The 19,707-nt window shown below is 62.8% G+C and carries 21 protein-coding genes; 10 read left to right on the forward strand and 11 right to left on the reverse strand.

Features of this window, described 5'->3' with window-relative positions:
- The first annotated feature begins 143 nt into the window (after positions 1-143).
- Positions 144-1,262 carry a phospholipase A gene (locus AC3RCG_RS15785; RefSeq protein ID WP_070311856.1) on the forward strand — a complete coding sequence of 373 codons (1,119 nt, stop codon included), beginning with the start codon at positions 144-146 and terminating at the stop codon, positions 1,260-1,262.
- A gap of 57 nt (positions 1,263-1,319) precedes the next feature.
- Here AC3RCG_RS15785 and AC3RCG_RS15790 read toward each other — a convergent pair whose 3' ends face one another.
- The 10 genes from AC3RCG_RS15790 to mltG form a co-directional block, all read right to left on the reverse strand.
- Positions 1,320-1,517, reverse strand: a complete 198-nt coding sequence (locus tag AC3RCG_RS15790) for a hypothetical protein (protein WP_101481368.1) — start codon at positions 1,515-1,517, stop codon at positions 1,320-1,322.
- 151 nt (positions 1,518-1,668) lie between these two features.
- Complete coding sequence (locus AC3RCG_RS15795; protein ID WP_070218342.1) at positions 1,669-1,917, reverse strand: hypothetical protein; 249 nt, start codon at positions 1,915-1,917, stop codon at positions 1,669-1,671.
- A gap of 216 nt (positions 1,918-2,133) precedes the next feature.
- Positions 2,134-3,057 carry a class I SAM-dependent methyltransferase gene (locus tag AC3RCG_RS15800; RefSeq protein WP_070218343.1) on the reverse strand — a complete coding sequence of 308 codons (924 nt, stop codon included), beginning with the start codon at positions 3,055-3,057 and terminating at the stop codon, positions 2,134-2,136.
- A gap of 254 nt (positions 3,058-3,311) precedes the next feature.
- Positions 3,312-3,962 carry an ankyrin repeat domain-containing protein gene (locus AC3RCG_RS15805; protein WP_492401291.1) on the reverse strand — a complete coding sequence of 217 codons (651 nt, stop codon included), beginning with the start codon at positions 3,960-3,962 and terminating at the stop codon, positions 3,312-3,314.
- A gap of 16 nt (positions 3,963-3,978) precedes the next feature.
- The gene (locus AC3RCG_RS15810) at positions 3,979-4,758 is read right to left on the reverse strand and encodes a TatD family hydrolase (RefSeq protein ID WP_070288475.1); all 780 of its coding nucleotides are present in this window, start codon (positions 4,756-4,758) and stop codon (positions 3,979-3,981) included.
- 92 nt (positions 4,759-4,850) lie between these two features.
- Complete coding sequence (locus tag AC3RCG_RS15815) at positions 4,851-5,483, reverse strand: carbonic anhydrase (RefSeq protein WP_492401288.1); 633 nt, start codon at positions 5,481-5,483, stop codon at positions 4,851-4,853.
- Positions 5,484-5,551: 68 nt separating this feature from the next.
- Positions 5,552-5,938 carry a VOC family protein gene (locus AC3RCG_RS15820; RefSeq protein ID WP_070311860.1) on the reverse strand — a complete coding sequence of 129 codons (387 nt, stop codon included), beginning with the start codon at positions 5,936-5,938 and terminating at the stop codon, positions 5,552-5,554.
- Between the two features lie 104 nt (positions 5,939-6,042).
- Positions 6,043-7,071: a DNA polymerase III subunit delta' gene (locus AC3RCG_RS15825; protein WP_492401286.1), complete on the reverse strand. Its 1,029-nt coding sequence runs from the start codon at positions 7,069-7,071 to the stop codon at positions 6,043-6,045.
- A gap of 16 nt (positions 7,072-7,087) precedes the next feature.
- On the reverse strand, positions 7,088-7,729 hold the full coding sequence (gene tmk / locus AC3RCG_RS15830; RefSeq protein ID WP_070311861.1) for a dTMP kinase: 642 nt from the start codon (positions 7,727-7,729) through the stop codon (positions 7,088-7,090).
- 24 nt (positions 7,730-7,753) lie between these two features.
- Positions 7,754-8,740 carry an endolytic transglycosylase MltG gene (gene mltG / locus AC3RCG_RS15835; protein ID WP_070288479.1) on the reverse strand — a complete coding sequence of 329 codons (987 nt, stop codon included), beginning with the start codon at positions 8,738-8,740 and terminating at the stop codon, positions 7,754-7,756.
- Positions 8,741-8,916: 176 nt separating this feature from the next.
- On the opposite strand from mltG, the gene ygfZ reads away from it, so the two are divergent.
- The 9 genes from ygfZ (at position 8,917) to AC3RCG_RS15880 (ending at position 18,917) form a co-directional block, all read left to right on the forward strand.
- Positions 8,917-10,032 carry a CAF17-like 4Fe-4S cluster assembly/insertion protein YgfZ gene (ygfZ, locus tag AC3RCG_RS15840; RefSeq protein WP_492401284.1) on the forward strand — a complete coding sequence of 372 codons (1,116 nt, stop codon included), beginning with the start codon at positions 8,917-8,919 and terminating at the stop codon, positions 10,030-10,032.
- Between the two features lie 7 nt (positions 10,033-10,039).
- The gene (locus AC3RCG_RS15845) at positions 10,040-10,330 is read left to right on the forward strand and encodes a DUF4936 family protein (protein ID WP_492401282.1); all 291 of its coding nucleotides are present in this window, start codon (positions 10,040-10,042) and stop codon (positions 10,328-10,330) included.
- Positions 10,321-11,058, forward strand: a complete 738-nt coding sequence (locus AC3RCG_RS15850) for an NRDE family protein (RefSeq protein WP_492401280.1) — start codon at positions 10,321-10,323, stop codon at positions 11,056-11,058. Before AC3RCG_RS15845 ends, AC3RCG_RS15850 begins: the two co-directional genes overlap by 10 nt.
- Positions 11,059-11,678: 620 nt before the next feature.
- The gene (locus tag AC3RCG_RS15855; RefSeq protein WP_492401279.1) at positions 11,679-12,686 is read left to right on the forward strand and encodes a LacI family DNA-binding transcriptional regulator; all 1,008 of its coding nucleotides are present in this window, start codon (positions 11,679-11,681) and stop codon (positions 12,684-12,686) included.
- A 31-nt stretch (positions 12,687-12,717) separates the two neighbouring features.
- Positions 12,718-14,202 carry a xylulokinase gene (gene xylB, locus AC3RCG_RS15860; RefSeq protein ID WP_492401692.1) on the forward strand — a complete coding sequence of 495 codons (1,485 nt, stop codon included), beginning with the start codon at positions 12,718-12,720 and terminating at the stop codon, positions 14,200-14,202.
- A gap of 2 nt (positions 14,203-14,204) precedes the next feature.
- The gene (tal, locus tag AC3RCG_RS15865) at positions 14,205-15,155 is read left to right on the forward strand and encodes a transaldolase (RefSeq protein ID WP_492401277.1); all 951 of its coding nucleotides are present in this window, start codon (positions 14,205-14,207) and stop codon (positions 15,153-15,155) included.
- 65 nt (positions 15,156-15,220) lie between these two features.
- Positions 15,221-16,156, forward strand: a complete 936-nt coding sequence (locus tag AC3RCG_RS15870) for an ABC transporter substrate-binding protein (RefSeq protein ID WP_121669532.1) — start codon at positions 15,221-15,223, stop codon at positions 16,154-16,156.
- A 77-nt stretch (positions 16,157-16,233) separates the two neighbouring features.
- Positions 16,234-17,733, forward strand: a complete 1,500-nt coding sequence (locus tag AC3RCG_RS15875) for a sugar ABC transporter ATP-binding protein (RefSeq protein ID WP_492401275.1) — start codon at positions 16,234-16,236, stop codon at positions 17,731-17,733.
- Between the two features lie 173 nt (positions 17,734-17,906).
- A complete protein-coding gene (locus AC3RCG_RS15880; RefSeq protein WP_070218357.1) occupies positions 17,907-18,917 on the forward strand; it encodes an ABC transporter permease subunit in 1,011 nt (336 codons plus the stop codon).
- Between the two features lie 342 nt (positions 18,918-19,259).
- Here the strand turns inward: AC3RCG_RS15880 and AC3RCG_RS15885 are convergent, their stop codons facing one another.
- Positions 19,260-19,685 carry a GNAT family N-acetyltransferase gene (locus tag AC3RCG_RS15885; protein WP_492401273.1) on the reverse strand — a complete coding sequence of 142 codons (426 nt, stop codon included), beginning with the start codon at positions 19,683-19,685 and terminating at the stop codon, positions 19,260-19,262.
- Positions 19,686-19,707: the final 22 nt, after the last annotated feature.

Genomic DNA, 19,707 nt, shown 5'->3' on the forward strand with positions numbered 1-19,707 from the left:
AAATAAGAGTTTCGGCTATACTTTCAACTTTATTAATCCAGCAAAGATTAATCAAAATCAATACGCACGGTGAATTACCGTGCAAGGCGACGCCGCCGGCATGCAGCCCAGGTGCGCACCGAATGACATGCCCCACTCAGCCTATGACCATCCAACTAAGAAAAATAATCCTCTCCTCCCTGCTGGCGTCGCCGGCGCTGGCCATGGCCGGCGAACTGGAACAGCAAATGCAGCGTTGCGCCGTGCTTGGCGACGCCAGCGCCCGCCTGGGCTGCTTCGACACCCTGGCCAAGGCGGCGGAAAAAGCCACCATCGCCGCCGGCGGCGATCCTGCCACCGCTGCCGTGGCCCTGGCAGCGGCTGCCGAGGTTGCTCCCATCACGCCCGTCAGCCCGCCGGGCGTGGCCACGCCGGACGCCGTCAACGCCGCCATCCCCGCCATCGCGCAGGCTGGCGCGGCGCCGCCGGAAGCACCGATTTCGCGCACCCAGCAATCGTGGGAACTGAACGACGCCTCGAAGCGGGGCCTGTTCAACTTCCGCCCGCACCGCGACACCTATCTGTTGCTGGCCAATTACAGCGACGCCTCGAACGACGAACCGTTCCAGGATTTCACGCCAGCCGGCATCAAGAGCCAGCACGTGGAATTGACCTTCCAGCTGAGTTTCAAGATGAAACTGCTGGAGGACATCGCCGGCACGCCCATCGACATGTGGTTCGGCTACACGCAGCAAAGTTTCTGGCAGGCGTATAACCGCAAGGCTTCGAGCCCCTTCCGCGAGACCAATTACCAGCCGGAGCTGATGCTGATCTTGCCGATCAACAAGAATTTCGCGGGCCTGGAATTCAATTACCTGAACCTGGGCCTCGTGCACCAGTCGAATGGCCAGACCTCGACCCTGTCGCGCAGCTGGAACCGCGTGTATGCCGAGCTGGGCGTGGAAAAAGACAACCTGGCCGTCACGGGCCGCATCTGGCACCGCCTCGACAACAGCGCGACGGACAACGACAATATCGACATCACCGATTACATGGGACATGGCGACTTGCGCGTGAGCTACCGCAACAAGGGCCATGAATACGCCGTGACGGCGCGCCGCAATTTCAGCAAGAAGCATGGCTCGATGCAGGCCAGCTGGGCTTTCCCATTGAAGGCCAACCTGAAAGGCTATCTGCAGCTGTTCTCCGGCTATGGCCAGAGCCTGATCGACTATAACTATTCGCAGAAATCGATCGGCGCCGGTTTCATGGTCGACCTGTAAACAGCACACGCATAAAAAATGGCGCCGACGGCGCCATTTTTTTATGGAGAATTCAGTTTAGTGCCGCCCGCCACCGAGCACGCGTGCCGGCAGCATGACGATGGCGCGCAGCAATTCGAACACGCCTTCCACGCCGATGCCGATCAGGCGCAATGGCAGCAACAGCAGCCAGGCCAGCGGATACAGCACGAGAGCCAGCAAGGCCAGGGGCCAGCACACCAGCAAGAGCAGCAGCCACAGCACGAATCCCAGCATCGCGTTCCCCTCGAATGAAATGTGCGGAGCAAGCCGTGCTTGCCCCGCTACCGTGACGGCACTATAGTCAAGCACCGCCGCAGCGGCAACGGCCGTGCGACGAACTGCGTGCTACGGGGATGAACGGTGCAAAAACGGGAATAAACGGGGCTTACTGGCCGACGCAAATCACTTTCGTGATGTACTCGTGCGCGTTCGGCTTCTTGCTGGCGGCCCATTTGATGGCCTGGTTGGCCTCTTCGATGGTCAGGATGGAGGCCTTGTCCTTCGACTTGATGAAGGACACGCCTTCAAACACGCCTTCCTTGCTGCGCATTACCTTGGCAAACACGGGCGGTTTGGTCTCGCCGTCGCTGATTTTGTTCTGTTGCACGAGGTAACGCTGATCGATCTGTTCCATGATAATAAAGCTGTCCAGTGGTAAAGGACGGAATATACCCTGAATGGACAAACGCCGCAGGATGAAATCGCTGCGGCGTTGCCCAAATTTGATTTCGAACGGCTGACAAAACCGTAGCGAGCGGCAGTGAGTTGTGGCTAAGAAGCGCAACCGTACTTTAGTACGGTGAGCATCGCAGGCCGCAAATCGCGACGCGCAGCAGGTTTGGTCAGCTGATCAGGCGTAGACAGGATTCTGCGTGACTGGCTGCAGATTCACGTCATAGATCACCTGCGCGCGGATCGACGTTTCCAGCGAGGGGATCGAGCCGCCCGCGCGGTACTGGAAGCTCACCTGCAGCACGTCGCCCGCCTTCACGGCCACCGGCGCGGCCAGCGGCAGGCACATGTAGTGGTTCAGCCAGTCGATGGTGGTCGAGCGCTCGGGCACGACGGCCAGGATGTTCTTGGTGACGAAACGCAAGGCGTTCAAGGTGCCGCTGCGCTCGACGACGAACTTGCCGTCGAAGCCGAACACGCTGTCCGTCGGCTGGCTGAAGTCGATGATGCTGTAGACGGACGGCGGCGCCAGTTCCAGCACGCCCGGGTGGATGGCCGTGGTTTCCTGGAATTGCACGATGGGCGCATAAAACCCCTCGAAATCGTATTCCTGCTGCATCGGCTGCACGGCCATGATGACGGCCTCGGGCAGGAAGATGGGCAGCGGGCCGCCGAAGCGGGCCAGGTAGCGGCGCTTGAACGATTCGATCACTTCCACCTGCTTTTCGCGCAGCATGCCTACATGGATCATTTCGCAGATGACCACGTCAACGGGCTCGGGCGGCAGGTATTCGAAGGCGTCCGCATGGACGACTTCGACTTTTTCACCGTTCGGGTTGAGCGCCAGCATCTTGCGCGCTTCCTTGACCATGTCCGGATTGAACTCCACGCACCAGACCTTGTCGGCGCGCGCTGCCGCAAACCACGACAGCACGCCCGTGCCGCCGCCCAGCTCCAGCACCTTCATGCCGGGTTTCACCGCGTAATCGATCGCCGACTTGAACCCGTGCATGCGGTTCTGGTCCATCAACATATTGTGATGGTAATGGACGGGGATAAATTGCCCCAGGTAACAACTCTCGATTTCTCGTTCATTCAGCATGTCTGTCCTCTTGGAGTCTGGCTCCGATGGCCGATCGGTTTTGTCATTCCAGAAAGCAGTGATATCGCACGGGCTGCGCGAGGGGCGGCGACAATACAGCCGGCGCCTGACGGTGGTGTGATGGCCCATGCGAACAATCTCCTGATTAATGCGACACGATCATTATCGTTAATCGCCAGGGAGAACAAAGGGCTGAGGTGAGAGGCAATTCCATGCCAGTTTCAGCGCTGGCATGGAAAATATTATCAGAACGACTATTTACGGGCAGCGCGCGCCTTCTGGGCCGCTTCGATGATGGCGACCACGCCCGGCTTGTCGCCGGCCTGGGCGAACTGCACGGCCGTCCAGCCATGGTCGCTTTTCAGGCTGGCGTCCGCGCCCCAGGACAACAGCAGCTTGACGGCGCCCTCCTGTCCTTCGCGGGCGGCAAACATCAGCGGCGTGATATTGGCAGGCGCGCGCGCATCAACGACGGCGTCGCGGTCGAGCAATATCTTCATGATGGGCAAGTCGCCCGCCGAGGCCGCATAGTGGAGCGCCGTCCAGCCGCTCTGGTTGACCTTGGCACCCTTGGCCAGCAAGGCGTTCACCGCGTCCAGCTTGTGCTTGTAGGCGGCCATCATCAGCGCCGTGTTGCCGTTGGCCGAACGGGCCTCGATGTCGATGCCGGGTGCGTCGAGCAGCAGCTTGAACACCTTGTCCGCATCGTCGCGCAGGGCCAGCACGAGCGGTATGTCGCCGCGCTGCGCGTCAGGCTGGTTCGGATTCATGCCGTCAGCCAGCATGCCGCGCACGCCGCTGTCGTTGTTGACGGAGACGGCGCGGAAGAAGGCATCCGGTTCCGGCGCCGCCTGGCCGGCCGCCGTCCAGCACAGCAGCATCGCCGCAGCGAGTTTTTTCATCATGTCGGACCTTAAGAAGTTACGGCAACTGATTGAATAGCTTGAAGAAATTGTCCGTCGTCTGTTTCGCCACCTGGTCCAGGGGAATGCCTTTCAGGGTCGACAGGTACTCGGCCACGTGGGCCACGTAGCCCGGTTCGTTCATGCGGCCGCGGAACGGCACGGGCGCCAGGTACGGCGAATCGGTCTCGATCAGGATACGCTCGAGCGGCACTTCCAGCGCCACGGCCTGCAAATCCTTGGCGCTCTTGAACGTGACGATGCCGGAAAACGAGATATAGAAACCCATATCGATGGCGGCGCGCGCCACTTCCAGCGATTCCGTAAAGCAATGCATGACGCCGGCCACGCCGCCGTCGGCCACGCCCGCACCCTCTTCGCGCATGATGCGTATCGTGTCTTCGCTGGCCGCTCTTGTGTGGATAATCAAGGGCTTGCGCGTGATTCTTGAAGCTTTGATGTGAGTGCGGAAACGCTCGCGCTGCCACTCGAGGTCGCCCGTCAGGCGGAAATAATCGAGGCCCGTCTCGCCGATGGCGATGATCTTCGGGTGGTCGGCCAGGCGCACTAGGTCTTCCACCGACGGTTCAGGCGTGTCCTCGTAATCGGGATGCACGCCAACGGAGGCAAAGATATGCGGATACTGCTCGGCCAGGGCCAGCACCTGCGGGAAGTCCGGCAAGTCGACGGACACGCACAGCGCGTGCGTCACCTTGTTCTCGGCCATCTTGGCGAGGATCTCGGGCATGCGAGCGGCCAGCTCGGGGAAATTGATATGGCAATGGGAATCGATATACATAAGGCGGGATTGTACCGGAGGGAGCAAAAACTGGCAGGGGAACGGCGGCGGCGCGCATCCCCTGCCGGGGCGGTTCGGATGCTGGCAGCCGATTACATCTGCGAGGCTGGGTGTTCGGCCAGTGGAACGAAGTTGCCGGTCGATTCGTCGAGCGCGTCGAGCGAACCGTTCTCGATGTCGTACACCCAGCCATGCAGGGTCAGGCGATGCTGCGCCATGGCCAGCGCCACCGAGGGATGCGTGCGCAGGTTATTCAGTTGCGCGACCACGTTGGCGCGCACCATGCCGTCGATGCGCGACTGTTCCGTCGGATGGTCGACCGATTCGTTGATCATGCGCGCCGCATCGGCGTGGTGCAGCCAGCTGCGCACGGCCGGCATGTGATCGAGGCAGGCGCAGGTGGCGATCGCCTTCATCGCGCCGCAATCGGAATGGCCGCAAATGACGATGTCGCTCACGTTCAGGGCGGACACGGCAAATTCCACCGTGGCGCTGACGCCGCCCGGCTCCGGGCCGTACGAAGGCACGATGTTGCCCGCGTTGCGGATCACGAAGAGGTCGCCCGGCTCGCGCTGCGTCACCAGTTCCGGCACCATGCGGCTGTCCGAGCAGGAAATGAACAGGGCCTTCGGGGTTTGTCCCGTGGCCAGGGTCTTGAACAACTCGCGGCGCTCAGGAAAAACCTCTTTTTGGAAACGTAGGAATCCAGCAATAATGTCGCGCATAATCAATAGGGATCGTTATCTGAGCCGGTATTATCGCTGAATGGCGCAGGTTTCGCCTATTGCCCCGCCTACTGCCCTTCTGGCGGCTGCCACAGCTCCACCTTGTTGCCCTCGGGATCGATGACCCAGCCGAACTGGCCGTATTCCGAGTCGGGCGCCTTGTCCAGCACATTACAGCCTTCGTCGCGCAGCGCTTGCAGCAGCGCATCGAGGTCGTCGACCCGGTAATTGACCATGAAGGACGCCTTGCCGGGCGCGAACTGCTCGCTGTCCTTGGCCGCCACGGACCAGATGGTGGTACCGGCCGTGGGCTGGCCGGCGCTATCCGTCCAGGTGAAGGCGGCGCCGCCCCAGGGCTGCACGTCCAGGCCCAGGTGACGCTGGTACCAGGCGCGCAGCGCGGCCGGGTCTTGCGCCTGGAAAAAGATACCGCCAATGCCAGTGACTCGTTGCATGCACGCCTCCGTTGCTGTTCAGTGCCTTGACTGTAACACCGGGGGTCAAGCGTTGCAAACGGCAGAGATAATTTACATTAACTCAGTAACGCAAGCCCTTGATTTCATTGGCAACTTGACGCGTAGTCTAGCAGCATGTCTTCGAGGAACAGCTTGGGCGACAAGGGGTGTTCGGCAATTGCCCGGCGCTCGTTGGCGGCCTTGATGGCGGCCATCAGGCGGCTGACGTTGATGCGCCCGGCCAGCGCTTCCAGTTCGCGCCGGTGGCGCGGGTAGTAGCGGATGGTGCCGGACAATTTAACGGAAAACACGTCGTACAGCCAGCGCTGGAGCGATGCCACGAGCGGCGCCAGCGGCGCCTTCTGCAATTTGTCGGCCGCCTTCAGGGCCGCTTCCACGCCGGGATTGGCCAGCACCTGCAGCAACTGTTCCGTTTCCTCGCGACCGCCCGATTCGGACTGGGCCAGCGCGGCCAGCGGCGCGCCGCCCTGCTCGCGCAGCCAGCTGTCCGCATCGTTCAAGCCTTGAGCCTTGAGCCACGTCAACGCCTGCTCGTGGCTGGGCATGGGCAAGGCAAATTTGCGGCAGCGCGACAAGATCGTCGGCAGCAGGCGGTCCAGGCTGTTCGAGGCCAGCAGGAACAAGGTGCCCGGCGGCGGCTCTTCCAGGGTCTTCAGCAAGGCGTTCGAGGCGGGCGTGTTGAGCGCCTCGGCCGGATACAGCACCACCACGCGCAAGCCTTGCCGGTGCGTGGAAATGTTCATGAAGTCGGCCAGGTTGCGGATCTGTTCGATCTTGATGTCTTTCGACAGCGTCTTGGTCTTGGCGCTTTTCTTCGCGCCTTCACCCTCTTCGCCGTCGTCCGCCACCTCGTCTTCCAGCGCTTCCGGACGCACGCGGCGGTAATCGGGATGGTTGCCCTGGCTAAACCAGCCGCACGAGGCGCAGGCGCCGCAGGCATGGCCGTCGGCGCGCACGTCTTCGCACAGCAGCGCTTGCGCAAAATGCTCGATGAAGTCGGCCTTGCCGATGCCTTGCGCGCCATGGAACAGGATGGCGTGCGGCATGCGCGGGCGCAAGGCTTGCAGCTGCTGCCACGCGTCCTGTTGCCACGGATACAGAGAACTTGTCATATCTTCTTCTTTTAAATCAGCGCGTTACAGTGCTTTGTGCAAGTAATACATCAAGCAATTGCGCGAGCTGCACCTGGATGTCGGCAATGCTTTGCGTGGAATCGATGATGCGGAAACGCTGCGGGAACTGGGCCGCGCGGCGCAAATACTCATTGCGCGTGGCGGCAAAGAAATCCGATCGCTCCTGCTCGAATTTATCCAGTGCGCGCGTGGCATCCAGGCGGGCTCGTGCCACGGCCAGCGGCACATCGAACAGGAATGTGATGTCCGGCTGCAGATGCGGGTGCACCCACGCTTCCAGCTGCTCCATCTTGCGCAAGTCCATGCCCCGGCCGCCGCCCTGGTAGGCGAAGCTGGCATCGGTAAAGCGGTCGGAAATGACCCACTCGCCCCGTTCCAGGGCGGGCGCGATGACTTGCGCGATGTGTTCGCGGCGGCTGGCGAACATCAGCAAGGCTTCCGTTTCCAGGTGCATCTTTTCATGCAGCAGCAGTTCGCGCAGCTTTTCGCCCAGGCTGGTGCCGCCTGGTTCGCGCGACGAAACGAGGCGCACGCCCCGCTGCCGCAGGTAATCGGTAACAAAGCCGATATGCGTCGACTTGCCCGCGCCGTCGATGCCTTCGAAGGTGATGAAGCGCGGTTGATAGTGTTGTGTCATGAAGCTCTTGATTTGATAAGGATATTAGCGCTGGTACTGGTTCACCGCGCGGTTATGGTCGGGCAAGTTGGCCGAGAACTGGCTGGTGCCGTCGCCGCGCGCGACGAAGTACAGCGCCTGCGTGCGGGCCGGCGCCAGCGCCGCCGTCAGCGATTGCGCGCCAGCCAGGGCGATCGGCGTGGGCGGCAAGCCGCCGCGCGTGTAAGTATTGTACGGGGTGTCCGCTTCCAGGTCGCGTTTGCGGATCTTGCCCTGGTAGTTGTCGCCCATGCCATAGATCACGGTGGGATCCGTCTGCAGCAGCATGCCCGTCTTCAGACGGTTGACGAACACGCCGGCGATCATGGCCCGCTCGGACTTTTGTCCCGTTTCCTTTTCCACGATGGACGCCATGATCAGCGCCTCGTACGGGTTTTTATACGGCAAGGCCGGATCGCGCTTGTCCCACGCTTCGGACAGGCGGCCTATCATGGCCGCGTGCGCCTGCTTGAAAATCTGCATTTCGCTGGCGCCCTTGGCGAACAGATACGTGTCCGGGAAGAACAAGCCTTCCGGCAGCACATATTCGGGGCTGATCTTCGCCATCAGTTCCTTGTCGGACAGGCCCACGGTATCGTGCTTGAGGCCGGGATGGCTGGCCATGGCCATGCGCATCTGCCTGAAGGTCCAGCCTTCGATGATGGTCAAGGATTCCTGCGCGAACTCGCCGCGCGCCAGTTGCGTGATCAGACGCTGCGGCGTCGTGCCCGGCTTCAGCTCGTAGGAACCGGCCTTGATCTTCGAGGTCTTGCCTTCGATGCGCGCCAGCATGTTGAACAAGATGGGCACGATGGGCACGCCCGCGTCCGCGATCTGCTGGCCGGCCGCATGCGCGCCGCTGCCGGGCGCAATCGTAAACGGAATCGCTTCGCCGTCCGTGGTGATGGGCTGCTGCGCCCAGTACACAAAAGTACCGCCCACGCCGATGGCGGCGATGACTGAACTGACTACAAGTTTTTTAAAGAAAGCCATTGTTCCGATTCTTGTGATGCGCTCGCTGGCGGGCAGCGCGCGCTTGTTATGATCGTTCATTTGTGAAGCAAGTACGCGCAAAGCGGCGCCAACACTGGCAATCTTGCCGCTGCCGACGCAATCTGCGCGACATCACTATAATGAACCCGTAATGATAATGCTTAATCGCTGATCTAATGGAAATTATGAATAACTGGAATCAATTTTTAACTGCCCAAGGCGCCCGCCCCGCTGCCATCGATGGCGCGCCTGACGGCACCGCCCCCATCGCCGCCGCCCCTATCGCCGATTTTGGCCAGTCCCTGACAGTGTCCCAGCTGCAAGAAGGTTTTGTCGCGGCCATCACGGACCAGGGCTTGATCGGCTTGAACGGCGACGAGGCAGCCAGTTTCCTGCACGGCCAGCTGACCAACGACGTGGAGCACCTGAACCAGGAGCAAGTGCGCCTGGCCGGCTACTGCACGCCGAAAGGCCGCCTGCTGGCCAGTTTCCTGATGTGGCGCAACGCCACCACCATTTATCTGCAATTGCCGCGCGCCATACAGCCCGCCATCCAGAAGCGCCTGCAGATGTTCGTGCTGCGCGCCAAGGCCAAGCTGCACGATGCATCCGTTGATGAAGCGAACCAGGTCAGGCTGGGCTTGGGCGGCAAGCAAGCCGGCGCGGCCCTGTCCGCACTGTTTTCCACCCTGCCCGCCGCGCCGTTCAGCAAGGTCGAGCACGCGCTGGGCACCGTGCTGCGCGTGGCCGACGCCTTCGGCAGCGCCCGCTATGAATGGCTGACGTCCGCCGCCACGGCGCGCGAGGTGTGGCCGCAGCTGGCTGAAAAACTGGCCAAGGGCGGCAATGACGCCTGGCAATTGTCGGACATCCATGCGGGCATCCCGCAAATCACGGCCGCCACGCAAGAGCAATTCGTGCCGCAGATGGTCAATTTCGAGCTGCTGGGCGGCGTCAATTTCAAGAAAGGCTGCTATCCGGGCCAGGAAATCGTCGCGCGCAGCCAGTACCTGGGCAAGCTCAAGCGCCGCACCACCCTCGTCAGCATTGCCGATCCCTCGGTAGTGGCCGGCGGCGAACTGTTTGCCGTCAGCGACCCCGAGCAACCTTGCGGCATGGTCGTCAACGCGGCGCCCAACGGCAGCGGCGGCATCGACGCCCTCGTTGAAATGAAGCTGGGGGCGATCGAAGAAGGTTCAAGCGCCGCCGGCGCCGTGCGCTACGACTCGGCCCAGGGTGCGGCCGTGCATTTCCTGCCCATGCCTTACGTGCTTGACGCACTCGACTTGTGAGAATGCCATGAAAGATTTGTACATTTATTATCAGGTCAAGGAAGAGCACGCCCAGGCGCTGGAAGCCAGGGTCCGCGCCTTGCAGACGAAATTGGCGGCCGCGTCCGGCGTGGCGCCGCAACTGAAGCGCCGTCCTGACAGCAAGGATGGCTTGCAGACGTGGATGGAAATCTATCCCGTCGTCGGCGAAGGCTTTGCGGACTTGCTGGCCGCTGCCGCCGACGAGGCGGGCTTGCTGGCCCTGACGGCAGGCGCGCGCCATATGGAAGTGTTCATGGATTTGCCCCCATGTGCCTGATCGTTTTTGCCTGGAAAGTCAATCCGCACATTCCGCTGATTGCCGCCGCCAACCGCGACGAATTCTATGAACGCGCCAGCGCCCCCGCCGGAGCCTGGCCCGAGCACCCGCAAGTGTATGCGGGCCGCGACCTGCAGGCGGGCGGCAGCTGGATGGGCATCACGCAGTCCGGCAGCGGCAGCTCGCGCTTTGCCGCCATCACGAACATCCGCAGCCCGCAAGACCGCAACCCGGACGCCCCCTCGCGCGGCGCCCTGGTGGCCGACTATCTGGCCGGCGACATGTCGCCGCAAGACTATATCGCGCAAATCCGCACCGGCTGCAAAGCCTACAACGGTTTTAACCTGGTGCTGGGCGATGCGGATACGCTGATCTGGTTTTCCAATCGCGGCGATGGCGACGCGCGCAATGGCCAGCCATTGGAACCGGGCATCTACGGCCTGTCGAACGCCCTGCTCGACGCACCGTGGCCGAAGGTCCTGAAGACCAAGGCCCAGTTCGCCAGCCTGCTGTGCCAGGGCGCCCCCGACGAGGCCTACTTCGACATGCTGGCCGACACCACGCGCGCGCCGGACTTCCGCTTGCCCGACACGGGCGTGCCGCTCGACCTCGAGCGCGTGCTGTCCGCCGTCTGCATCGAAACACCGGGCTACGGCACGCGCACGTCCACCGTGGTGAAACTGTTCCCGGACTCGCCCGGCGAATTGCATGAGCTGGTGATCCAGTAGGTCGGGTTAGCGCGCAAGCGCGTAACCCGACAATACCAGCGTCCTCAACCGGCATCACCACCGTCCCCGATGTCGGATTACGCGCGCCTCTGGCGCGCTAATCCGACCTACGCAAGCTTTCCCTATCCTCATCGAAAACCCATCCATCATCGCCGCGCAGAAAAAAGAAAACGCTTGCATTAGCGCGCAAGCGCGTAACCCGACAACACCAGCGCCCTCAACCGGCATCACCACCGTCCCCGATGTCGGATTACGCGCTCCTCCGGCGCGCTAGTCCGACCTACGCAAGCTTTCCCTATCCTCATCGAAAACCCATCCATCATCGCCGCGCAGAAAAAAGAAAACGCTTGCATTAGCGCGCAAGCGCGTAACCCGACAACACCAGCGCCCTCAACCGGCATCACCACCGTCCCCGATGTCGGATTACGCGCGCCTCTGGCGCGCTGATCCGACCTACGCAAGCTTTCCCTATCCTCATCGAAAACCCACCATCCACCCATCCGCACAAAAAAGAAAGCGCTTGCGCAAGCGCTTTCTTTTGTTTACGATAGATTCCAACGCGGCGACACAGCCGCACACTATCGCAGCACACAATAAGAATAAAACCATCAGGAGACACCATGGCCACCATGGAAGATGTAGCGCGGGCGGCGGACGTATCGTTGTCGACCGTTTCGCACGTACTCAACGGCACCCGCAAGGTCAGCCCGAAAACCGTCGCCGCCGTCAATGCGGCCATGCAGCAGATCGGCTATGTGCCGAACATGCTGGCGCGCGCGCTGGCCGGCTCCTCGTCGGGCACCATCGGCGTGGCCATTTCCGCTTTCACCAATCATTACTTCAGTGAAACCGTGCGCGCCATCGAGGCGGCCTGCACGCGCCACGGTTTGATGATGCTGTTTTCCGATACGCATGACGATCCCGAACAGGAACTCAAGGTGGTGCAGAACTTGCACCAGCGCCGGGTCGACGGCATCGTGCTGGCGCCTTCGGGCGACTCGCACCATCGCACGCTCGACTATTTGACCAGCAACAAGATCGCTTCCGTGCTGGTCGACCGCATGTCGCCCCAGCCGTTCGACCAGGTCGGCGTGGAAAACATCGAGGCGACGGCGCAGCTGGTCAGTCACCTGATCGCGGCCCACGGCCACCGCCGCATCGGCTTCATCGCGGGCGCACCGGGCCTGTCCACGACGCACGAGCGTATCGAAGGCTACCGCCTGGCCCTGCAGCGCGCCGATATCGTTTTTGACCCCGCACTGCTGCGCTCGGGCGACTCCAACCTGGAGCGCAGCGGCGCGGCCACGCGCGAGTTGCTGGCCCTGCCAGCCGGACAGCGTCCGACGGCCATCGTGGCCGGCAATAACCTGATGACCATCGGCACCATGCACGCCTTGCGAGACGCACAGATTGCGGTACCGCAAGACGTGGCGCTGGCTGGCTTCGATGATTTCGACTGGGCCGATTACTTCAGCCCCCGCCTGACCGTGATGGCGCAGCCGCTCGAAGAGCTGGGCGCCATGGCCGTCGACCTGTTGATCGACCGTATCGCCAACCCGGGCCGCGCCCAGCACGTGCAGCGTTTGTCGCCGACCTTGCGCGTACGCAACTCCTGCGGCTGCCCCTGACCTTTCACTGTAAATCAACATGCATCCAGCGATTTCCCTCGGTATCGATCTCGGTACCTCCGAACTGAAAACCGTGCTGATGGACGGCACCGGCGCCGTGCGCGGCCAGGCGTCCGTGCGCATCGATACCAGCCGCCCGCAGCCGGGCTGGTCCGAACAAGCGCCGCAGGATTGGTGGGCCGCCTGCGTCAACGCCCTGGCGCAGCTGCGCGCCGGCTGGCCGCAGGACTACGCACGCATCGCCTGCATCGGCCTGTCGGGCCAGATGCATGGCGCCGTGCTGCTCGACAGCAACGATGGCGTGATCCGTCCCGCCATCCTGTGGAACGACGCGCGCGCCGAAGCCGAAGCGGCCAGTCTGACGCGCGACTATCCCGCCTACGCGGACGTGACGGGCAGCCTGCCCATGGCGGGCCTGACGGCACCAAAACTGCTGTGGCTGCAAAAGCATGAGCCGGCCGCGTTTGCCGCCATCGCCTGCCTGCTGTCGCCGAAAGACTATCTGCGCCTGCGCTTGACGGGGATCAAACTGACGGACATGTCCGACGCGGCCGGCACCCTGTGGCTGGACGAGGCCGCACGTGCCTGGTTCGCGCCCATGCTGGCCGCCTGCGGCCTGGTGCCCGAACAGATGCCGGCGCTGGCCGAAGGCGACGCGGCCACGGGCACCGTGCAGGCCGCCATCGCAGACCAGCTGGGCTTGCCGATTGACGTGGTGGTGGCCGGTGGCGGGGGCGACAACCCCGTCTCGGCCGTAGGCATCGGCGCCGTCAACGGCGGCGACAGTTTCATTTCGCTCGGTACCAGCGCCGCCATCGTCTCCGTCACCGAGCAGCCGCTGGGCAACCCGGCCGGCGGCGTGCACAGCTTTTGCCACGCCCTGCCCGGCCGCTGGTATGCGATGGGTGCGATCCTGTCCGGCGCCAGCTGTTTGCGCTGGGCCACTGGCGTGCTGGGCCAGCCCGACGAGGCCGCGCTGCTGGCCCTCGTGGAAGCGGCCTTGCCGATTGACACTGTCATCGCGCCATCCGCCCCCCTGTTCCTGCCCTATCTGTCGGGCGAGCGCACGCCCCATAACGACCCGCAAGTGCGCGGCGCCTTTTTGCAGCTGGGCCACGACAGCACGCCGGCGCAGCTCGGCTACGCCGTGCTCGAAGGCGTGGCGTTTGCCTTGCGCGACGCCATGGCGGCCGTCATATCGACCGGTGCCGTGGTGCCCCACTGCATGCTCGTGGGCGGCGGCGCGCGCAGCCAGTACTGGGCGCAGCTGCTGGCCAATGTGCTGGGACGCGAAATGCGCACCTTGCACAACAGCGAACTGTCGGCCAGCCTCGGTGCGGCCAAGCTGGGCTTTGCGGCCATCGGCGACGCCAGCCTGCTGACGCAGGGCTTGCCCATCAAAAACACTTTCCTGCCCGATGCCGCGCACAGCGCAGCCTTGAGCATCCGCTACGGCCGCTACCGTAGCCTGTTTCCCGCCGTGCAAGCTCTGCACCAACTCAGTGATAAGGAATAGCAATGAATCAGCTGCAACAACTGAAGCAAACCAGCACCGTCGTCGCCGACACGGGCGACTTTTTGCAACTGGCCCGCTTCGCGCCGCAAGACGCCACCACCAATCCGTCGCTGATTTTAAAAGCCGTGCTGCAGCCCGATTACGCGCCCTTGCTGGAAAGCACGGTCGCAGCCCACAAGCATGCCTCGCTCGACGATATCGTCGACCAGGTGCTCGTGCGTTTCGGCCTGGAAATCCTGAAAGTGGTGCCGGGCCGCGTATCGACGGAAGTCGATGCCCGTTTGAGCTTTGACCGCGACGCCACCGTGGCCCGCGGACGCCGCCTGATCGCCCTGTACGAGCAAGCCGGCATTGGCCGCGAGCGCGTGCTGATCAAGGTCGCCGCCACCTGGGAAGGCATCCAGGCAGCGCGCGAGCTGGAAAAGGACGGCATCTTTTGCAACCTGACCCTGCTGTTCGCGTTCTGCCAGGCCGTCGCCTGCGCCGACGCGAAAGTGCGCCTGATTTCGCCGTTCGTGGGCCGCATCTACGACTGGCATAAAAAATCGCTGGGCGCGGCATGGGACGAAGCGGCGCGCAGCCTGTCCAACGATCCAGGCGTGCAATCGGTCACGCGCATCTTTAATTACTACAAGCAACATGGCATCGCCACGCAAGTGATGGGCGCCAGCTTCCGCAACGTGGGACAGATCACGGCCCTGTCCGGCTGCGACTTGCTGACCATCAGCCCCGACCTGCTGGCGAAACTCGAAGCGTCCAACGAACCGTTCGAGCGCGCGCTGGGCGCCGACCTGGGCGCGGCGCAGCCGGCCGTCACCTACGACGAGGCCGCTTTCCGCTACGCCTTGAACGACGATGCGATGGCGACCGAAAAGCTGGCCGAAGGCATCCGCGGCTTTGCCGTCGATGCGGGCAAGCTCGATGCCATGATCGAGAAATTACGCAGCCAATAAGTTTGCACCCGGTTTTTCACCCGTAGCACCGTTTGTTTTTACAATAAAAACCCTTGGAGATCCTCATGAAAAAAGTCATTACCGCCACCCTGCTGCTGTCCGCCGCCTGCGGCGCTTTCGCTGCCGACAAACCGCTGAAATCGATCGGCGTGAGCGTGGGCGACCTGGCCAACCCGTTTTTCGTGGCGATTGGCCGCGGCGCGGAAGAAAGCGCGAAAAAGCTGGGCGGCCCCGGCGTGAAAGTCACCACGGTTTCCAGCAAGTATGACCTGAACACCCAGGTGGACCAGATCGAGAACTTCATCGCCAACAAGACCGACATCATCATCCTGAACGCCGTCGATTCCAAAGGCATCGCGCCGGCCATCAAGAAAGCGCGCAATGCGGGCGTGGTCGTGATCGCCGTCGACGTGGGCGCCGTCGGCGCTTCGGCCACCGTGATGTCCGACAACACCATGGCCGGCGACGTCTCGTGCGCCTACCTGGCCAAGCAGATCGGCGGCAAGGGCAATGTGGTGATCCTCAACGGCCCGCCCGTCACGTCCGTGATCGACCGCGTCAATGGCTGCAAGAAAACCCTGGCCGCGTTCAAGGATATCAAGATCCTGTCCGACAACCAGAACGCCGGCGGCAGCCGCGACGGCGGCATGACCGTGATGTCGAACCTGCTGACGGCCCATCCGAAGATCGACGGCGTGTTCGCCATCAACGATCCGACGGGCATCGGCGCCGAACTGGCAATCAAGCAATCGAAACGTACGGACGTAAAACTGATCACGGCCGTCGATGGCGCGCCCGATGGCCAGAACGCCCTGAAAAACAAGGCCGGCCTGTTTGCCGCCACCTCGGCGCAAAATCCGTACCGCATGGCGACCGATGCCGTGCAGATGGGCTACGACATCATGAACGGCCGCACGCCGAAACAGACCATGGTGCTGTTGCCGACCCCGGCCATCACCAAGGAAAACGTCGCCACCTACACGGGCTGGGTAAAGAACTGATCTGCCTGACCTGAACCACGTGGCGCCGCCGGCCAGTTCGCGGGCGGCGCCAGTTTCACCAGCAAGGAAGGACAGTCATGAGCGACAATATTATTTTTGAAATGCGCGGCATCGAGAAGCGCTTCGGCGCCACGCGCGCGTTGCGCGGCGTGCACCTGACGGTGCGCAGCGGCGAAATCCATGCCGTGATGGGAGAGAATGGCGCCGGCAAGAGCACCCTGATGAAGATCCTCTCGGGCGTGTACACGCCCGATGCGGGTGAAATCCTTCTCGACGGCAAGCCGATCAGGATCCGCAACCCGGGCGAGGCCCGCGCCCTGGGCATCAACCTGATTTACCAGGAACTGAGCGTGGCCAAGAACATGACGGTGGCGCAGAACGTCTTCATGGGCAGCGAACCGCAAGGCCCGTTCTGGACCGTCAAGGGCGGCGAAATGCGCGCGCGCACGAACGCCATCCTGGCCGACCTCGGTTCCCGCTTCGACGCGGACACCATGGTAGCTACCCTGTCGATCGCCGAGCAGCAGCAGGTGGAAATCGCCCGCGCCCTCGTGCACGAAAGCCGCATCCTGATCATGGACGAGCCCACTGCCGCCCTGTCCGACCGGGAAACAGAACAATTGTTCCGCATCATCGAAGAACAGCGCGACAAGGGCCTGGCCGTGCTCTACATCAGCCACCGCATGGCCGAGGTGGAACGCCTGGCGCGCCGCATCACGGTGCTGCGCGACGGCGCCTATGTGGGCGAACTGGGCAAGGATGAGCTGGATCAAAAGAAAGTCGTGCAAATGATGGTGGGCCGCCCCGCCGACGACTTCTATGCGCACCAGCGCCGCACGACGCGGGGCGCCGAGCGCTTGCGCGTGGAAAACGTGGGCGGCGGCAAGGTCAAGCCCGCCTCGTTCGCCCTGCATGCGGGTGAAGTGACGGGACTTGCCGGCCTGGTCGGTGCGGGCCGCACGGAACTGGCGCGGCTGATCTTTGGCGCGGACAAGAAACAATCGGGGCAAGTGTGGCTCGACGGCCAGGAAGTGCACATCCACCGGCCGCTGGCGGCGATTCGCCACGGCATCGGCTACCTGCCGGAAGACCGCAAGAGCCTGGGCTTGTTCATGCAGTTGTCGGCCATGGAAAACATGTCGATGAATATCCTGTCCAAGCATGCGACGGCGGGCGTGGTCAACCGTGGCGCCCTGACCCAGCTCACGCGCGAGGCGATTGCCAACCTGAACGTCAAGGTCTCGGGCCCGGACGGCATCGTTGGAGGCTTGTCTGGCGGCAACCAGCAGAAAGTCTTGCTGGCGCGCTGGCTGGCCATCGCCCCCAAGGTGCTGATCCTCGACGAACCGACGCGGGGCGTGGACGTGGGCGCGAAGAGCGAAATCTACAAGATCATCCACCAGCTGGCGGACGCGGGCACGGCCGTCCTGTGCATTTCCAGCGAACTGGCCGAGCTGGTCGGCATCTGCGACCGCGTGATGGTGATGTGCGAAGGACGGCTGACGGGCGAAGTGACGGGCGACGATATCACGCAGGAAAACATCCTCGCTTACGCTACCCAACTGGAAGCGGCATAAAAACACCTATCAAAACCTACTGCGCGTCGCGGGTCGCGGTTTCCGATGCTCACTGACTCGGCGTCCCCGTGCTTCGCACAGTTCCGCGTCTCAACCACAACCCACTTCCGCTCGCTACGGTTTTGTTAGGCGTTTTAAGAATACGCCTTAAATAATCATTCAGGAGATAGACCATGACAACGAGTACCACCCGCGGCGCGGCACGCGCCGGCGAACCCTTCAATGCCTCGAACCTGATGCGCCGCCTGGGCATGCTGCCCGTGCTGGTCGTGCTGTACCTGGCCATGTATGGCCTGACCGTGTATTTCTCGGCCGACGGCACGTCCACGTTCATGACCAGCAACAACACCATGAACATCTTCCGCCAGGTATCGATCAACATCGTGCTGGCCTCGGGCATGACTTTCGTCATCCTGACCAGCGGCATCGATTTATCGGTCGGCTCCGTGCTGGCCGTCTCGGCCGTGGCAGGCATGCTGATGTCCTTGTCTGCCCAGTTCGCCGGCTTTTCGATTCCCGCGTTTCTGATCGTCGGCTTGCTGCTGGGCGCGCTGAACGGCGTGCTGGTCGCCCTCGTCGGCCTGAACCCGTTTGTCGTGACCCTGGGTACCATGACGGCCCTGCGCGGCGCGGCCTATTTGCTGGCCGACGGCACCAGCGTGCTGAACACGGAAATCCCCAGCTTCGAATGGATGGGCAACGGCAGCTTCCTGGCCGTGCCCTGGCTGATCTGGCTGGCCGCGGCCGTCGTGCTGCTGACCTGGTTTATTTTGCGCAAGACCACATTGGGCCTGCATATCTACGCCGTGGGCGGCAATATCCAGGCGGCACGCTTGACGGGCATCAAGGTTGGCCTCGTGCTGATGTTTGTCTACACCATCAGCGGCCTGTTCGCGGGCCTGGGCGGCGCCATGTCGGCCAGCCGTCTGTATGCGGCCAACGGCAACTGGGGCACGGGCTATGAGCTGGACGCCATCGCGGCCGTCGTGCTCGGCGGCACGAGCCTGATGGGCGGCGTCGGTTCCGTCTGGGGCACCGTGATCGGCGCCCTGATCATCGGCGTGATGAACAACGGCTTGACGATCCTGGGGCTGTCGTCGTTCTGGCAGTATGTGGCCAAGGGTGTCGTGATCGTGCTGGCCGTGATCCTGGACAAATGGCGTCAGAGCCACGCGCAGAACTGATGGTGCTGGTGGTGTCGGGTTACGCGCTTCGCGCTAACCCGACCTACCATAGCCGCCATAGGCCGGCGTAGGTCGGATTAGGCCGCAGGCCGTAATCCGACAACACCTGATGATGCTGGTGGTGTCGCGTTACGCGCTTCGCGCTAACCCGACCTGCCATGGCCGCCACAAGCCGGCGTAGGTCGGATTAGGACCGAAGGGCCGTAATCAGACAACACCTGATGGTGCTGGTGGTGTCGCGTTACACGCTTCGCGCTAACCCGACCTGCCATGGCCGCCACAGGCCGGCGTAGGTCGGATTAGGACCGAAGGGCCGTAATCCGACAACACCGGAAGCACCGTTTAAAACACCAGCCGCATCTCCACATGCGCAATCCCCGCCTCTTCAAATTGTTCCCCCTGCTGCACGAAACCGTGGCGCGCATAGAATGGCGCGGCCACGGTTTGCGCGTTCAGCACCACCGCCGCATCGCCGCGTTCGCGCGCCTTGTCCATCAGCATGGTCAAAATGGCGCCGCCCACGCCCGTGCCGCGGCCCGGCTGGCGCACGGCCATGCGGCCGATGTGGCCATCGGGCAATAGCCGGCCCGTGCCGACGGCGTTGCCCGCGTCGTCATAGGCCACGGCATGCAGGCAGACGGCGTCCATGTCGTCGAGTTCGATCTCGGCCGGCACTTTCTGTTCATCGACGAAGACTTCAAAACGGATGGCGGTGGCATCAAGGCCCAGGGTGGCCCAGTCGCCGAGGCGGATGGTGTGCTTGGTCATGGTGTAAGGTAGAAAGAGACAG

It is taken from the genome of Janthinobacterium sp. GW823-FHT01H08 (assembly GCF_058797855.1).

Coding starts and splice junctions, on each gene's coding strand:
- AC3RCG_RS15785 (WP_070311856.1), top strand. CDS start 144: ATGACCATCCAACTAAGAAAAATAATCCTCTCCTCCCTGCTGGCGTCG.
- AC3RCG_RS15790 (WP_101481368.1), bottom strand. CDS start 1,517: ATGCTGGGATTCGTGCTGTGGCTGCTGCTCTTGCTGGTGTGCTGGCCC.
- AC3RCG_RS15795 (WP_070218342.1), bottom strand. CDS start 1,917: ATGGAACAGATCGATCAGCGTTACCTCGTGCAACAGAACAAAATCAGC.
- AC3RCG_RS15800 (WP_070218343.1), bottom strand. CDS start 3,057: ATGCTGAATGAACGAGAAATCGAGAGTTGTTACCTGGGGCAATTTATC.
- AC3RCG_RS15805 (WP_492401291.1), bottom strand. CDS start 3,962: ATGATGAAAAAACTCGCTGCGGCGATGCTGCTGTGCTGGACGGCGGCC.
- AC3RCG_RS15810 (WP_070288475.1), bottom strand. CDS start 4,758: ATGTATATCGATTCCCATTGCCATATCAATTTCCCCGAGCTGGCCGCT.
- AC3RCG_RS15815 (WP_492401288.1), bottom strand. CDS start 5,483: ATGCGCGACATTATTGCTGGATTCCTACGTTTCCAAAAAGAGGTTTTT.
- AC3RCG_RS15820 (WP_070311860.1), bottom strand. CDS start 5,938: ATGCAACGAGTCACTGGCATTGGCGGTATCTTTTTCCAGGCGCAAGAC.
- AC3RCG_RS15825 (WP_492401286.1), bottom strand. CDS start 7,071: ATGACAAGTTCTCTGTATCCGTGGCAACAGGACGCGTGGCAGCAGCTG.
- tmk (WP_070311861.1), bottom strand. CDS start 7,729: ATGACACAACACTATCAACCGCGCTTCATCACCTTCGAAGGCATCGAC.
- mltG (WP_070288479.1), bottom strand. CDS start 8,740: ATGGCTTTCTTTAAAAAACTTGTAGTCAGTTCAGTCATCGCCGCCATC.
- ygfZ (WP_492401284.1), top strand. CDS start 8,917: ATGGAAATTATGAATAACTGGAATCAATTTTTAACTGCCCAAGGCGCC.
- AC3RCG_RS15845 (WP_492401282.1), top strand. CDS start 10,040: ATGAAAGATTTGTACATTTATTATCAGGTCAAGGAAGAGCACGCCCAG.
- AC3RCG_RS15850 (WP_492401280.1), top strand. CDS start 10,321: ATGTGCCTGATCGTTTTTGCCTGGAAAGTCAATCCGCACATTCCGCTG.
- AC3RCG_RS15855 (WP_492401279.1), top strand. CDS start 11,679: ATGGCCACCATGGAAGATGTAGCGCGGGCGGCGGACGTATCGTTGTCG.
- tal (WP_492401277.1), top strand. CDS start 14,205: ATGAATCAGCTGCAACAACTGAAGCAAACCAGCACCGTCGTCGCCGAC.
- AC3RCG_RS15870 (WP_121669532.1), top strand. CDS start 15,221: ATGAAAAAAGTCATTACCGCCACCCTGCTGCTGTCCGCCGCCTGCGGC.
- AC3RCG_RS15875 (WP_492401275.1), top strand. CDS start 16,234: ATGAGCGACAATATTATTTTTGAAATGCGCGGCATCGAGAAGCGCTTC.
- AC3RCG_RS15880 (WP_070218357.1), top strand. CDS start 17,907: ATGACAACGAGTACCACCCGCGGCGCGGCACGCGCCGGCGAACCCTTC.
- AC3RCG_RS15885 (WP_492401273.1), bottom strand. CDS start 19,685: ATGACCAAGCACACCATCCGCCTCGGCGACTGGGCCACCCTGGGCCTT.